Source organism: Leptospiraceae bacterium (genome assembly GCA_016708435.1).
GTDB lineage: Bacteria > Spirochaetota > Leptospiria > Leptospirales > Leptospiraceae > UBA2033.
This window is the reverse complement of record JADJFV010000004.1, coordinates 310857-327167: the sequence shown is the minus strand read 5'-3', so window position 1 is coordinate 327167 and position 16311 is coordinate 310857. Positions and strand designations below refer to the sequence as shown.

8 protein-coding genes are annotated in these 16311 nt (G+C 34.8%); 7 read left to right on the top strand and 1 reads right to left on the bottom strand.

Annotated features, from left to right (window positions below; genetic code table 11):
* Nucleotides 1-119 precede the first annotated feature (119 nt).
* The 7 genes from IPH52_09765 to IPH52_09735 all read left to right on the top strand — a co-directional run bounded on the left by IPH52_09765 (nt 120) and on the right by IPH52_09735 (nt 15745).
* Nucleotides 120-3728 carry a DUF3683 domain-containing protein gene (locus tag IPH52_09765; GenBank protein MBK7055324.1) on the top strand — a complete coding sequence of 1203 codons (3609 nt, stop codon included), beginning with the start codon at nt 120-122 and terminating at the stop codon, nt 3726-3728.
* Between the two features lie 94 nt (nt 3729-3822).
* Nucleotides 3823-6519, top strand: a complete 2697-nt coding sequence (locus IPH52_09760) for a PAS domain S-box protein (GenBank protein ID MBK7055323.1) — start codon at nt 3823-3825, stop codon at nt 6517-6519.
* Nucleotides 6520-6649: 130 nt separating this feature from the next.
* A complete protein-coding gene (locus IPH52_09755) occupies nt 6650-9214 on the top strand; it encodes a SpoIIE family protein phosphatase (GenBank protein MBK7055322.1) in 2565 nt (854 codons plus the stop codon).
* Between the two features lie 66 nt (nt 9215-9280).
* Nucleotides 9281-9685, top strand: coding sequence for a hypothetical protein (locus IPH52_09750; protein MBK7055321.1), 405 nt, complete (start codon nt 9281-9283; stop codon nt 9683-9685).
* A 199-nt stretch (nt 9686-9884) separates the two neighbouring features.
* Nucleotides 9885-14183 carry a PAS domain S-box protein gene (locus tag IPH52_09745; protein ID MBK7055320.1) on the top strand — a complete coding sequence of 1433 codons (4299 nt, stop codon included), beginning with the start codon at nt 9885-9887 and terminating at the stop codon, nt 14181-14183.
* Nucleotides 14183-14428, top strand: coding sequence for a hypothetical protein (locus IPH52_09740; protein ID MBK7055319.1), 246 nt, complete (start codon nt 14183-14185; stop codon nt 14426-14428). The genes IPH52_09745 and IPH52_09740 overlap by 1 nt, the downstream gene beginning before the upstream one ends.
* A gap of 381 nt (nt 14429-14809) precedes the next feature.
* Complete coding sequence (locus tag IPH52_09735; GenBank protein ID MBK7055318.1) at nt 14810-15745, top strand: NAD(P)H-binding protein; 936 nt, start codon at nt 14810-14812, stop codon at nt 15743-15745.
* A 20-nt stretch (nt 15746-15765) separates the two neighbouring features.
* Here the strand turns inward: IPH52_09735 and IPH52_09730 are convergent, their stop codons facing one another.
* Nucleotides 15766-16305, bottom strand: a complete 540-nt coding sequence (locus tag IPH52_09730) for a GyrI-like domain-containing protein (GenBank protein ID MBK7055317.1) — start codon at nt 16303-16305, stop codon at nt 15766-15768.
* Between the last annotated feature and the right edge of the window lie 6 nt (nt 16306-16311).

The window sequence follows — 16311 nt, the reverse complement described above, 5'->3', positions numbered from 1 at the left end:
ATCGATTCAAACTCTAGAAGATTATTAGATTTAAATCATCCAATATAGCGAACAATCCTCCAATTCATTCATTGACAAATAATCAATTCTATAGGTTTATATAATTGAGGAATAAAAAAATGAAATTTGAATCCTATAGAGAAATCCCATACAATTATACTTCCGCCGATGATAAAAAAATTATCGAGATTTTGTTTTCAGAAGAAATGTGGAATGTTCTCGAAAAGCTACGCAGAGAAAGAGTCACCGGGCGCTCTGCACGTTTGTTAATGCGGATAATAGGAGAACTATTCATCCACTTCAGAAACCCTTATCTAAAGCACCATCTAGTAGAATCCTTTCGGATGAAGAAAAATTTCTTTACTCAAATCGATCATGACTTCGCGATTGTAAAAAAACAATCCAATGAAAACAAAGATGTCCTACATGTAATCCAAGAAGTAGAAAGTAAAATCAACGAGCTAAAGTCGGATATCAATGAAACCATTTCAAAACAGGAAAAAATTTCAAAAGAGCTAGGTGGAATTTGCGGAAAAGAAAATATCTTCTTTGATCCGTTTACTATTATTAGTCACGCGACCGATGCAACCGATTGGAGACTCCATCTTCCGTTTGCCGTTATCCGCCCATATTCAACTCTTCAAATCCCTGCAATCCTAAAAGCAATTGATAAGATTGGTTACAAAGTAATCATCTGTGGCGGTCTTACTGGACTCACAGGTGGTGCCGTTCCTTTAGCGGCTAATTGCATTATCCTCAACACAGAAAAATTAAACAAAATATTTCCTATTGCAGATAAAGTTCTAAAAACAAATTCAGGAAACGATATTCATTGTAAGTCAGTAAAAGTAGAAGCGGGAGTAATCACAGAAGACGCTATCAAAGCCATGCATAATTCCGGTTATGTATTTGCAACCGATCCTACGAGTGCATGGGCATCCACCATTGGCGGCAACATCGCAGAAAACGCTGGAGGCAAACACGCTGTTAAATGGGGAACTACGATAGACAATATTTTATCCTATGAATTTGTATCTCCACAGGGCGATACACTATCGATAGAAAGAACCAATCATCAATACAGAAAAATTATGCATGAGGATACTGTATTATTTCGCGTAACCAATAAAAACAAAGGCAACCAAAAAGAAATAAGCCTGCGCGGGGATGAGTTAAGAAAGCCAGGACTATGGAAAGACATTACAAATAAAGTGCTCGGAGGAGTTCCGGGACTACAAAAGGAAGGAACCGATGGAGTCATCCTGAGCGCAGAATTCATATTATACCCTACTTATATTTTTGAAAAAACATTTTGTATCGAATTCTTTGGAGAAAACTTCAACGAAGCAGGTAGAATCATTGTTGAAATATCTAATTCCTTTTCATTAGAAAGTAAAGCTTCCTTGCTTGCACTAGAACATTTTGACCAAGAATACATTAAAGCAATTAATTACAGGGTCAAATCAGACGTAAACCAAACACCTAAAGCAGTTCTATTAATTGATATGGCGGCGAATAAGGAAGAGGATTTGATCGCAGGAGTTGATAAGCTAATTAGCATTATCCACCAAAACGACAATACCAAAATTCATACCGCAAAAGATAAGCGGGAAGGGAATTTGTTTTGGAATGATAGAAAGCATTTAGGAGCAATTGCCAAAAGAACCAATGCATTCAAGCTAAATGAAGACATAGTGTTGCCATTAGCCTCTATTTCAGAATTTTGTAATTGGGTAGATGAAATCAATGTTCGAGAAGAAAGATTTATTCAAAATAAATTTCTAAATACATTCGAAGGACAATTGCATCATATCCAGCATTCAATTAAACAGACTGAGATTCACGATAAGATTGATGCACTCCTGAAAATTACCAAGGAAGCAAAAGAAAAAATTCTGCATCTAGATAAAAATGAAATTCAAAGCAGATCAGCTATGTTAGAATTTAGAACGGAATTAAAAGTAATACTCAGAGGTTACGAATCCTGGATAGAAAAATTTCAGACTACCTTCACAAATACAATCAACACTGTATTAATCATCGCAACACATATGCATGCAGGTGATGGAAACATCCATGTAAATATTCCCGTCTTTTCAAATGACTTAGAGATGATGAAACGAGCGGAACATTTAGTTGATGAAGTAATGGAAAAAACAGTCGAGCTAAAAGGTGTTGTCAGCGGCGAACACGGAATAGGCATTACAAAAATTAAATACTTAGAAGACTCAACCATTGAAGAATTAAAAAAATACCGCGCCGAGATAGATCCGAAAGGAATGATGAACCCAGAAAAGTTAGTCAACAAATCCATCATCAACAAAGTATTCACTCCTTCTTTCAACTTATTAGAATTAGAAGCAAGAATTTTAAAATACGGAAACCTAGAAACACTCGCTACAAAAATTGCCAACTGTGTTCGATGCGGAAAGTGCAAAGCAGATTGTTGCGTATTTCATCCAGCGCAAAATATGTTTTTCCACCCAAGAAATAAAAACCTAGCGATAGGCTCTTTGATTGAAGCGGTATTGTTTGAAGTCCAACGATACAGAAATATTTCCTTTGAATTGCTACGTCATTTAGAAGAAATAGCGGATAACTGCACGATCTGTCATAAATGTAAAATCCCTTGCCCTGTAAAAATTGACACAGGAGAAATATCTATCTTAGAAAGGAATCTACTCGTTCAAAAAGGTATCAAACGTAGTTCTGCGGTTACTGAGCTTACCCTCGACTATCTATCTTCTACTTCACCTGCCTACAACCGTTTGATTCACTCTACCGTTCTTGCAGTGGGTGGCAGATTACAAAGCATATCCTCCTATCTAGCTTCTCCGTTTCAATCCATAAAACCAATTTCCAAAACCTATGCGATGAGAATGTTGCAAGTGCCAATGATGAAATCATCTTTCAAAATCCTGCATGATTATTTACCTGAATGCAATTCAAATCAAATATTGATGTTTGAAGGAAGTGATGCACCTGAAAAAACAATCTTCTATTTTCCAGGCTGTGGCTCAGAAAGAATGTTCTCGGATATATCCTTAGCAGGACTTTACTTATTATTAAAATCGAAGGCTAGAGTTATTATACCTCCGCCTTATCTATGTTGTGGATTTCCATTTAGTGTGAATGGAAAAGAAGAAGAGCATTCTAAAATAGTTTTACGAAATCTAATTATCTTCAATCAGATAAAAGAAATGTTTAAATACTTAAACTTCAATGCAGTGAGTGTAACTTGCGGCACATGCAAAGAAGCCTTAGAGCATATGGGTGTTGGAGAAATCTTTGAGACTAAAGTAAATGATATTTTGAATGTAGTGGATGTCGCAGTCAATACTGGCGAAAAAGTTTTATACCATCGTCCCTGCCATGATTCTTTAGAGAACAAAGGAATTGAAACAATAAAAGAAAAAATCGGATGTGAAGCAACTCTTGTTCCTCATTGCTGCTCGGAAGCCGGAACACTTGCACTCAGTAGACCTGAAATTTCTTCCAATATGCGAAAGAGAAAAACAGAAGCTTTGAAAAATGCGTTAGATACGGATAATACCAATAATGTGATTCTAACAAATTGTCCTTCCTGTGTTCAGGGACTTGGAAAACAAAGAAGAACCGGAATCAAAGCAGAGCACGTCATGGTATACATGGCACGTAAACAAGGCGGAGAAGATTGGAAAAAGGAAGCAGTCTTACTCTTAAAAAATTTTGATAGGGTTACTTTCTGAAATCGGAGAAAGGCAAGGCTTACTCTAAATAGTCGTGACAACAAGCGATTCTTATTGAGATTGAAAAATTCACTGTGCGTAATAAGATGTTATTATGAAAAAGACTAATGAAGAACTTCTGAAAGAGCTAGAAGAGTTTCGAATAGTCAATTCTCAGTTACAAACAAAAATTCTAGAATTAGAAGAATCCCAAAAAGATTTAAAAGAAATTTCGGATAGATGGCAGTTTGCAATAGAAGGTGCGGATGATGGTGTATGGGATTGGAATGCTAAAACAAATATAGTCTTCTTCTCTAAAAAATGGAAATCCATGCTCGGATATGAAGAGCATGAGATTGGAAATACTCTTGAAGAATGGGATAAGCGCATTTATCCGGAAGACAAAAAACAATGCCATGAAGATTTAGAGAAACATTTCAACAAAGAAACTCCTATCTATAAAAATGAACACCGCGTTTTATGTAAAGATGGAACTTACAAATGGGTATTAGATCGAGGTAAAGTAGTCGAGTGGGATGAAGAAGGAAAACCACTTCGAGTAGTCGGAACTCATGTAGATATTACATCCCGAAAACAAATTGAACTAGCATTACAAGAAAGTGAATCTCGTTTTAAATCTATGTTCGAGAAGCATAATGCGATTATGCTCCTTGTCGAACCGGCAACAGGTTTAATCATTGATGCAAATGATTCTGCGTGTAATTTCTACGCCTACAGCAAATCACAGTTATGCGGCATGTATATAACAGAAATCAATGCATTGCCTCCTGAAAGAGTAGCACTAGAAAGACAAAAAGCAATTGAGGAAAAGAGAAATTATTTCATATTTCCACATAAATTATCTACTGGCGAAGAGCGCATAGTAGAAGTTCACTCCTCACCCATTGAAGTTCAAAAAAAGAAAATTCTGTTTTCTATCATTCAAGATATCACAGAGCGTATGCAATTAGAAAGTGATTTATTTGAAAGTGAAAAAAAACTAAAAGCTATCTTCGATATTCTAAACGTTGGTATTTCGATCACGGATGAAATGGGCAATATCATTGATTGCAACAAAGCTTCCGAGCGAATCTTAGGAATTACGAAAGCAGAGCATCTTGCTAGAAATTATGCTGGATACGAATGGAAAATTCTTCGTTCCGATTTATCCATCATGCCTCCCGAAGAATATGCAAGTGTTAGAGCCATGAAAGAAAAACGATCTATCGTGGACGCAGAGATGGGAGTGCAAAGACCAGATGGAACCATCTCCTGGATAATTGTAAATGCAACTCCGCTCAATTTACACAATTATGGAGTAGTAATATCCTTTGTAGACATTACCGATCTCAAAAAAAATGAGCAAGAAACTAAACTACTTTCTACAGAAAGGCAAACCATTCTAAATAATATGGGAAGCGGAGTTTTCTTTTTAAAGAATAGAATTGTTATCTGGGCAAATCAAAAAGCAGAAAAGATATATGGATATTCATTAGAAGAGATAACCGGCGAAAGCACTTTAAAATTTTATTTGAATGAAGATGACTATACCAGATTCGGAGTAGAGGCTTATTCTGCTTTAGCCCAAGGAAAACTTTATTCATTTGAGATGAAACAAAAAAAGAAAACCGGGGAAGAATTTTGGTGCTCTTTAGTGGGACAAGCAATCAATCCAAACAATCTAGATGAAGGAAGTATCTGGATAACGGAAGATATAACAGAAAGAAAGCAATTGGAAAATACAATTTTAGAGAGTGAATTGAAATTTCGCACCGTTGCTGATTTTACCTATGATTGGGAATATTGGATCAATGAGAAGGATGAAATTGTTTATATAAGTCCATCTTGCGAGAGAATAACAGGATATTTGCCTGAAGATTTTTTAAATGACACTACCCTATTAAATACAATCATACATCCAGAAGACTTTACCTTGATGGAAAATCATTTGAGAAAGTTTCATACGCTTGCAGGTCGAAATGAAATTGAAACATTTGATTTTAGGATTATTAAAAAGGATTCTTCTATTCTTTATATAAATCATATATGCAGACCAGTATACAATCAGAATAAAAAATACATTGGTCGTAGAGCTAGTAATAGAGATGTCACAGAACGCCTGCGAATGGATGAGAAAATTAAACAGCAAAACAAAGAATTGCTGGATGCAAATGCATCGAAAGATAAATTCTTTTCGATCATTGCGCACGATTTAAAAGGACCATTCATCGGATTCTTAGGTTTAACGGCAATGATGCAAGAGCCTGATATTAATCTCGAAGAGATGCGCAATATCGGTAGTATGCTCAATACTTCGGCTAATAACGTGTATAGACTACTGGAAAACCTCTTAACATGGGCAAGAATACAAAGAGGGGCAATTGAATTTAGTCCGGTCATTCACAATTTATCTTCTACTGCAATTCAGAGTATAAATGTTCTAAGTGAGACTGCGAAACAAAAAGAGATTGATATCATCGAGAGCATTCCCAAACACTTAGAGGCGTTTGCTGACTCTTCTATGCTTGATACAATCTTTAGAAATTTAATTACTAACTCAATCAAATTCACCAAGAGAGGAGGTAAAATAACCGTATCCGCAAAAGAGAATGAGACAGAAATTCTTATCCAAGTCCAAGATACAGGAATTGGAATGAATGAAAAAATACTAGAAGGTCTATTTAAAATAGATCAAAAAATAGCACGCCCCGGAACAGAAAGAGAGACGAGCACAGGACTCGGTCTCCTTCTTTGCAAAGAGTTTGTAGAAATACACAAAGGAAAAATCTGGGCAAAAGCAATAGTGAAGTAGTTTACATAACGGAAGTGTTTTTTTGATTTTTGTAATCCATTAAACAAAAATTCTTTCGCATTCAATAGTTTGATAGTTCATTGTTGACCAAAAATTTCAAGTATGATAAAAATGAAATAAATTGACTTCCATGAAACAAAACCTTTTACAATTCGTATTGCATTTTATAATATTCGCATTCTTATTAACCGTATCTCCTCTTCTTTCCCTAGAGAGAATTGATTTAGTAAAAATATGCGATAGTTCCAATACCTGTAACACCCGTTCCTGGGAGATTACAGATTCTTTTTCAGAAGAATATCTTAAGCCAGAATTAAAAAAAGAAAATTGGAAACCAATATTGAAATTTCCAGTCGCAGTGCAAAGTATTTATCCACAAACACAAAGCATGGATTTCACAATGAGATTGGAATTCAATATTACAGAAGATTATCGCAAAGAAGAAGTAATCTCAGGACTTTATCTAGATGCAATTGGAGATGCGTATTCCATTTATTTAAACGGGCGACTCGTCGGCAAAGAAGGAAAAGTAGAAAACGGGAAAGTCATTCTTAGCCGCTATGGAAATCATCTCAAGTATCCACTTAACTTTTCTTATTTTAAAGAAGGCAAGAACGTCTTAGTTTTTCATATACAAGGCAATCCAAAGTTTAACTTAACAGGACTCTTTCGTGCAAATGGCTATTATCTAGATGAATATGATAAAATTGTAATAGAAAGCAGAGATAGAACTGGGATAATACTGATTTTCCTCTATTTATTTTTTGGGGCGTATCACTTATTTCTATACCTCAAGAGAAGACATGAAAAATACAACTTAGCATTTTCTGTTCTGTCACTGAGTGCATTTATTTACTTAGTAGGAAGAACGGGACTTTTCTTCGAATACGGATTAGATTCAACCATTGGATATAGAATTGAACTCATGTCTGTATATTTTATTCCGCTTTCCCTTGGAATCTTTCTAGAATTACTTTTCTTTGAAAGAATCGGTAGGTATTTTAAAGGATACATCGTATATAGCGCAATCTTATTCTGCCTAACACCATTTATCCCCCAGACTCAAATCGTCTATATACTAAGAGCTTGGCAAATCAGTGCTTTAGTGTCTGCCCTGTTTTTGATCTACGTGTTCCGAGTTGCTATTAAGAAAAAATCAGACTCAGCAAAGCGATTGATGGTTGGTCTCTTTATTATGATAAGTGCTGCCATCTTTGATGTTTTAGATTCTATCTTTTTTAAGACGGGTTTAATTTTAACACGATTCGGATTTTTTTCTTTTATAGTAGGCATTGTAGGAATTCTAGCCAATCGATTTCTCAATCTACATGAGACAGTGGAAAATCTAAATAAGACATTAGAAGATAAAGTGGAACAAAGAACTCGTGAATTACAAGAAACTCTCACCCAAGTCAAACTACTCAAGGAGCAACAAGACGGAGATTATTTCTTGACTACTCTGATTATCAATCCACTCGCTTCTAACAGAGCAAGCGATGAGAGACTAGATCTCAAAATTCTAATTCACCAGAAAAAGAAATTCGAATTCAAAAGTAGAATTCATGAAATCGGTGGAGACATTTGTATTTCAGAAAGTATTTATTTAAAAGGGAAGAAATACACTGCATTCGTAAATGGGGATGCAATGGGAAAATCAATTCAAGGTGCCGGTGGTGCACTCGTATTAGGCGTTGTGTTCAAATCAATTCTCTCTAGAGCAAGATTATTCTCAACCAAAGAAACTGTATTTCCAGAAAGATGGCTCAAAGTTGCATTCCAGGAACTGCAAAGTGTATTCGAATCATTCGATGGCTCTATGATGATTTCTGTGGTAATGGGGCTAATAGATAACGAAAAAGGATTTTTATATTATATCAACGCAGAACACCCATTTTGCGTTCTCTATCGTGACAACAAAGCTTCTTTCATAGAGAAAGAACTCAATTTACGAAAAATTGGAATCATGACGGCAGAGCATTCGGGCGACTTTCAAGTAAATACATTTAAGTTAGAAGACTCAGATGTTATCATACTAGGCTCTGACGGAAGAGATGATATTAAACTCGGTCTAGATGAAAAAGGTGGAAGAGTTATCAATGAAGACGAAAATCTATTTCTTGAAACAGTAGAAAGCGCAGGAGCAGATCTAGAAAAGATATTTGCAATCACACAAAAGAAAGGAGAACTGATAGATGATTATAGTCTTCTTCGCATTGAATACAAAAATCCATATCTATTTGTAGAATACACAGAAGAAGAAGTAAAGGCAGAAGAACTCTACAAGAGCGGCAAATACGTAGAAGCCGAAGCAATCATTGAAGAACTAGTAAAAGCAGGAAAAGCAAGTAAATCCATTTACAAAATCAGAGCTCATATCCCTTTCCAAAGAGAAATGTATAATAAAGCAGCCGACTTAATGGCGGAATATCTAGATTTATTTCCAGAGGATAACTCTGTCCTACTCCAAACGGCTAACAGCTATAAACTCTCAAACAGATTAGACCTCGCAGCCGATTACGCAGAGCGTTTAAAACTAAGAGAGCCTAGAAATCTACAAAACCTAATTTTACTTGCAGAGATTTATTTTGACTTAAAAGCATTTGGACGCGCAAAAAAGATACTAGACAATGCAAGTGCATTAGATTCTGAAAATCAAAAGATAAAGGATTTGAGATTTAAACTGAATCAGATTTAAAATAATTTGATTGACCTGAGTTTAAAAAAATGCATTTACTATTCATAACAATGAAAAGGAAATCTCATGAAAAATCTTAAAAACAAAATTGGTTTTATAATCCTAGCTATGATACTGCCTTTGGCTCTTTATGCAGGACCGACACCTGATACCAAAGGAACGGATATAAATGGAAATTGGGCGGCATTAACTAACACTGCAAAGATTGCGGATCGTCTATACTGGTTATATCTTTCTGTTGATGATGGGCAAGCTTGTCTTCATACTCTATATGTAAAAGGAAATACCTGTCCTTCCAATTGCTATCCAGTAAGCAAAGGAGCATTTGAAGCGGGAAAGGTTCCTTATGCTTTTACTCTAAACGCAAAAGATCAAGTATTAGTAGAATCATGGACAGTAAACAACAAAGCAGACGGTTTAGGTTGGGTTAAATATGAATTACCCGCTACTTGCTCTCATAAGAAAAAATAGACTACTAGCTTTTCCATTGCCAAGGGTAAATACTTGATTTATCTATGGCAATGGCCCCAATAAAAAACGAGGTAAAATCTTTATAATTCTTGAATGCTCATGAGTTAATTATAGGATTTTAATTAAAATCAGTGAGGCGCAAGCCAAATAAGTGATTGCTTTATGAAATAAGTCTAAATACTATCCATGGAAGCTTAGTATGAAACGGAAACTAATACATTTATTCCTATTATTGCAATTCCTGTTTACAAATTCAGCTTTCTCACAGACAGAAATAAAGAATGCGAATGCAGAAAACTATCTACAATTTAAAATACTAGAAAGTGAACACGAAACCGGTAAATATATTACTGGTGATGTAGATAATCTTGGATTCACAGAATATACAGGCAAACAAACACTAGCCGCATTACCCTCAGAAAATAGAATGCTGACTTTGCGCTCTGAATTTTCCATTGATTCTAGCATTGAACAAGAAGAGTGGGTAATCGTTATTCCCCCCATATTCTATGCCTGTAATATTTATCTAAATGGAAAACTAATTGGACAAAGAGGTGATATAAAAAAAGGATACACTAGTCGTAGTCATGATTCGATAAGCATTCTGCTTTCACCGGATATTCTGTATACAAATCAAAAGAATAATTCGTTAGCGATAGAACTACTTCCAAAATTCGAAGAAAAGAATTCAGCGAATGGTTTTTTTATTTCGAACCGTCAGACTGGGGAGACTTATGTATTTTGGAGAAATCTATTTAGCGTTGACTTTATCCGCGCAATGGCATTGGTATCATTTGTTATTTTTCTATATTTCCTAATTTTTTCCTTTAAGAGAAAATCAGAAAATACAACCTACTACATTCACTTTTCTCTCATATGCCTCACTTTTCCTTTGAGCTATCTCAATAATATTATATCATTTAGTTTTTGCGATGCATTGCTTTTAGAAAAACTTTCTCGTTTTGGTTTAGCCTTCTGGATTTTTCTAACACCAATTTATATTTTAGAATTCACAAAGGTTTTTAAAGAGTATAAAAATAGAATTAATCTTGCACTGGCAACTATCTATTTGCCTTTCTTTGTATTAGGTTGGCTTCCCGATACAGTTCAGGGAGTAATCGAATTTTATATTAAATATACTTCCTTACTTGCTCTTGCTACAGGTGCTTTTGCCATAATGATTTGTTTTCTTTTTGCTTACCAAAATAGAACGAAGTATGCAATTATTCTTAGCATGTTGTATTTGCTTACTATTCCTTCTGGTGCACATGATTTATATTATTTTGTTGTATTGCAATCGAAGCCCTATGCACTACTAACACCTTATCTTATGTTTTTAGTTGTAATTGTATTTTTCTTTATCGTTGCTTGGCAGCATTCGGAAGTTTACAAATTAGCCTTGGCTCAATCAAATGAATTAAGACATATCAATGAAAATCTAGAGCAGATAATAAAAGAACGAACAGAAAATTTGCGATTGAGTGAAGAAAAATATCATAGTCTATTTCTTCATTCCAATCTTGGAACCTTTCATTCCAGTTTTGAAGATAGATATATAGAATTAAATCTTACATTGGCAAAAATGCTGGGTTATGATTCACCCGAAGAAGCAATGAATGGTATAACTAGCATTTCTAAACAAGTCTACGCTGAACCATCCAAGCGAGACGCCCTTCTTACCGAAGCATTGAATACAGGCGGGTCTATTAGTATCGAAAATCATTATCGCCGAAAAGATGGAAGTTCCTGGTATGGAATGCTGCATTTGCGAATTGTATTTGATAAGGAAAATAAACCATGCTATTATGAAGGATTTGTCGAAGACATTACATCACGTAAAAATATAGAGTTAAAACTAATCGAGAGCGAAGAACGATTATCCCTTGCACTCTTAGCTACTTCAGATGGACTATGGGATTGGAATTTAGAAACGGATACTGTCTATTATTCGCCAGCATGGATGTCTATGCTGGGATATGCAGAAACTGAATTAGAAAGTAATTTTTCTACTTGGGAAAAATTAATTCACCAAGATGATTTAGAAAGAGTAAAAACGTATATCAAAGAATTTTTAGATAAGAAACATCTCCGTTATGAAATTGAATTTAGAATGATTCATAAAAATGGGCAAACAATCATTATCCTTTCTCGTGCAGTAAAAGAATTTGATAGTCAAACCGGAAAGGTACTGCGTCTTGTCGGCGTGCATATGGATGTGACAGAAATCAGAAAAGCCGAAGCGGAAATTAGAAAACTTTCTGTTGCAGTAGAACAAAATCCATCTACCATATTCATCACTGACACCAAAGGAAATATTGAATATGTAAATCAGAAATTTACAGAGCTTTCTGGATATTCTCTAGAAGAGGTAATTGGAAAAACTCCGCGACTTTTACAATCTGGCAAAACTTCTAAAGAGGTATATGGTGGACTCTGGCAAACGATTCGTGCAGGTAAGACTTGGACGGGAGAATTTATCAACAAAAAGAAAAATGGAGAAGAATTTATAGAGAATTCAATCATTTCTCCCATTTTTGATAAGAATCAAAAGATCACAAACTTCATTGCCATTAAAGAAGACATCACTGCACGTAAAATTGCAGAGCAAAAATTAGTCGAGAGCGAAGAAAAGTATAGAAGTTTGATCAATGGTCTAGGTGAGATGATGTATCGCCTATCGTTACCTAACGGCAAATACGAATATGTCAGTCCATCTGTGATGCAGATATATGGATACTCACAGAAAGATTTCATCGAAAACCCTTTGTTAATTATGAGCATCATCCATCCTGATTACGCAAAGTATTTTTATGATAATTGGATGGATTTATTGCAGGGACATGTTGCACCATTGTATGAATACAAAATCATTGATAGATTTAGAAATGAAAAATGGATACAGCAATCGAATAAAGCGATCTTCAATGAAGAAGGAAAATTAATCGCTATCGACGGTCTCTGTCGAGATATTACATTGCAAAAGAATTCAGAAATTAAAATATTAGAACAACAACAGGAATTAGAAAAGCTAAATGAATTTACTAAAATCATAAACTCCAATTCAAATATTGCAAATATTCTAAAAGAAATTTATGCTTACCTCAGAAAAGAAACCGGATACGAAATCGTATGGATATTGTTAGTCAATAAAAAGCAAGATAAACTTTTTTCTGCTGAAAATCTTTCTGTCTTCGAAACACAAATTGAATTTGATAAAGAATTCTTTTTGAACTTTAGAATGAAGCTTACTGAATCTCTCGGAATTTTATACCACACTTACAAAGAACGAATTCCATTTTATTGTCCCGATATTACTCTATCGAAAAGAAATATCACCAATCATTTTGATGGAAAAGAACACAAATTACACAAAACTGATTTTAAAATACAAAGAAAAGGACTTTTTAAATCAATGCTTCAGTTTCCTCTCTTGTTACAAAATGAAGTAATTGGAATTATCAATCTTACAGCGCACAGTAAACAAGTTGAGATAAGTCCTGCAGGCATTCATAAAATGATGCGCTTTGCAGATCAAATCGCAGGCGTTATACGCAATGCTCATTTACTAGAAGAAGCTGAAGAAGCAAAGAAAGAAGCTGAGATGGAACAGCGAATAGCCGAATTTGCAAGATTGGAAACAGAAAAAGAAAAAGAAAAATCGGAAAAATTACTTTTGCGTATTCTTCCAGAAAAGATTGTGCAGGAACTAAAAGAAACCGGTTCTACAAAACCAATTTCTTATGAATCTGTTTCTGTGATGTTTACTGACTTCAAAGGCTTTACAAAAATTGCAGAAAAACTTTCCCCAAATGATTTAATTACGGAATTGGATGGATGCTTTTCTTATTTTGATTCTCTTGTAGAAAGATACAACTTGGAAAAATTAAAAACAATTGGAGATAGCTATATGTGTGCAGGTGGAATTCCAATCGCAAATAAAACTCATCCAATAGATTCGGTTCTTGCCGCACTCGAAATTCAAGCTATAATGAACCAAGTAAAGACTTTAAAAGAAGGATTGGGTCATCCTTATTGGGAGTTACGCCTCGGTATCCACACAGGTCCATTAGTTGCCGGTGTGATAGGAGAGAAAAAATTTGCCTATGATGTTTGGGGGGATACAGTCAACACTGCTTCTAGAATGGAATCCAGCGGGACTCCCGGAATGGTAAATATATCAAGTGATACCTACGAACTCGTAAAAGATTTTTTTAATTGCGTGTATAGAGGAAAAATTCAAGCGAAACATAAAGGCGAAGTAGATATGTATTATGTTACGGGAATCAAAGAAGAATTGAGTGTGGATAATGACTGTAAAACTCCTTCTTATAAATTCTGGATGTTGCACGAAAGAGTCAAGAACGGAGAAAAAATCAATTTAGATGATTTGAAGGATAGAACAGTAGCCGAGATAGAAATTCAAGAAGGAAGAAAAGAAACAAGAAAAAAGAGTAAATCAAAGAAACCAAAACAAGAAAATGTTGAAATCAATCGCTAATGAATTTTTTTGTCTATCAATCTAAATTTAAAGAAAATAGATATCCGATTTATGTAATTACATCGGAAGATCCTAGAAGAGAGAATGAGTGGAATAATCCTTCCTATGAAAAAGTATTCCTCGGACTTTTCGAAACTTACAAAGAGGCACTTGGTTGCATTCAGAACTTCGAATTAAATTTTTCTCATTATGGAGAGTTGGATGATAGTTATCTCCAAGGGGAAACAGTTTTTACAAGAGTTTAGCTTTGATACGTCGATCAAAAAAATATGTATTAGCTGCGGAACAAAAAGATATATAATAGAGTTGTTGCTAAATTAAAATTGTCATGGTGAGCCTGTCCATACTCAGTATAAATAGCATCCTTCGACACGCTCAGGATGACATTGAACTAAATTTACCAACAACTCTAATGGACTTTAGCGCCGTAACCTTGCCATCAAGTATTAAAAAAATTTTGCCACTGATGTTTTAATTGTCCCCGCCCGCCAAACAGGCTGATAAAGACAGCTCGCATTTACTGAACGCGTTCAATAAATTACTGGACAAATAAATCAGTTTAATTTATGTTAATAATTGAACATGTTCAATTATTAACATAAACGAAGGAATAGGAGAATACTAAAATGAAAACGAACGGATTTCATACAATCACAGGTGCTTTCGGATATTCAGGAAAATACATAGCAAAAAGACTTTTAGAACAAGGAATTAAGACTCGAACGATTACAAATTCCACACAAAGGAAAAATCCTTTTGGGGATAAAATTGAAGTTCATCCTTTTCATTTTGATGAGCCAGAAAAATTAGTAGAATCCCTGAAAGGTTGTGAAGTGTTATACAATACCTATTGGGTGCGTTTTAATCACAGTTTGTTTAATCATGCCTCAGCCGTTTCGAACACAATTCAATTGTTTGAAGCAGCAAAAAAAGCAGGCGTTCAAAGAATAGTTCATGTAAGCATAACAAATCCAGATTCTAATTCGGATTTAGAATACTTTCAAGGCAAAGGTGTCTTAGAAGAAAAATTAAAAGAGTCAGGAATTTCCTACGCGATTCTTCGACCCACTGTATTGTTTGGCGAAGAAGATATTTTGATAAATAACATTGCTTATCTGCTCCGAACCTTTCCCTTATTTCCAATAGCGGGTAATGGCAAATACAAGCTACAACCAATCTATGTAGATGACCTGGCAAGAATTGCCGTAGAAGAAGGAGCCAATCGAGAAAACAAAATTATCAATGCAATCGGTCCTGATACTTTTAGTTTTCAAGAATTAGTAGAAACAATCGCGGAAGCAATCGGGAAAAAGCCAATCGTGTTTCACTCGCCTGCCGAATTAGTTTTCTTGTTCGGATGGATTTTCGGAAAAGTAAAAGGAGATATTTTACTAACCTATCCTGAATTCAAAGGCTTAATGAGAGATCTTTTATTTGTAACCACTCCTCCTACCGGAAAGGTTTCTTTAAGGAGTTGGCTAAAAGAAAACTCTTCCTTGCTCGGTAAACAATACGCATCCGAAGTCGGTAGGAGAAAAGACAGAGTAAACGCTTATCTTTAAATACAAATTCAACTTTTCTTTTATTTTAAACTGATGTATAGAATTTTTTTGGAAGGAACATCGTAGATTTCCATGACTTCTCTTGGTTGATAGTTGTGCTCTTTACGAAAGGCTTCCAATTTTGGATATACTTTCATGATACCCGCGAAGATTGAGAATTGAGTATTGAATGGAAATTCCACGACGATTGCTTCGGTCTTGGGAAATTCTTTTATCTTAAACTGTTTTGCTTTTAGTTCTTCTACTTTACTCAAATCTTTTTCTTCTAAAATACATCCTATCTCACTTCTCAATTTTTCTTTGGGGACTTGTTGCGGATTATCGTAATATATCCCAAATCCTTTAAAGGTTTCAATTTTATTTTCATTCAACAACGCATAATATATCTTATCCTGAACCTTTGGTGTATTTTTGTAATCTCCTTGAAATTCTTCGTATACCAAAGTATAAGGACCAACGTTTTTTTCTTGAACTGTGACAGTTGTAAAGAAACCAGCATGGAATAGAAACAAAATAAGTGCTAGTATTAATAGAGCTACGACTCCAATTGCAATTTTCATTTAATT

Coding starts and splice junctions, on each gene's coding strand:
- IPH52_09765 (MBK7055324.1), top strand. CDS start 120: ATGAAATTTGAATCCTATAGAGAAATCCCATACAATTATACTTCCGCC.
- IPH52_09760 (MBK7055323.1), top strand. CDS start 3,823: ATGAAAAAGACTAATGAAGAACTTCTGAAAGAGCTAGAAGAGTTTCGA.
- IPH52_09755 (MBK7055322.1), top strand. CDS start 6,650: ATGAAACAAAACCTTTTACAATTCGTATTGCATTTTATAATATTCGCA.
- IPH52_09750 (MBK7055321.1), top strand. CDS start 9,281: ATGAAAAATCTTAAAAACAAAATTGGTTTTATAATCCTAGCTATGATA.
- IPH52_09745 (MBK7055320.1), top strand. CDS start 9,885: ATGAAACGGAAACTAATACATTTATTCCTATTATTGCAATTCCTGTTT.
- IPH52_09740 (MBK7055319.1), top strand. CDS start 14,183: ATGAATTTTTTTGTCTATCAATCTAAATTTAAAGAAAATAGATATCCG.
- IPH52_09735 (MBK7055318.1), top strand. CDS start 14,810: ATGAAAACGAACGGATTTCATACAATCACAGGTGCTTTCGGATATTCA.
- IPH52_09730 (MBK7055317.1), bottom strand. CDS start 16,305: ATGAAAATTGCAATTGGAGTCGTAGCTCTATTAATACTAGCACTTATT.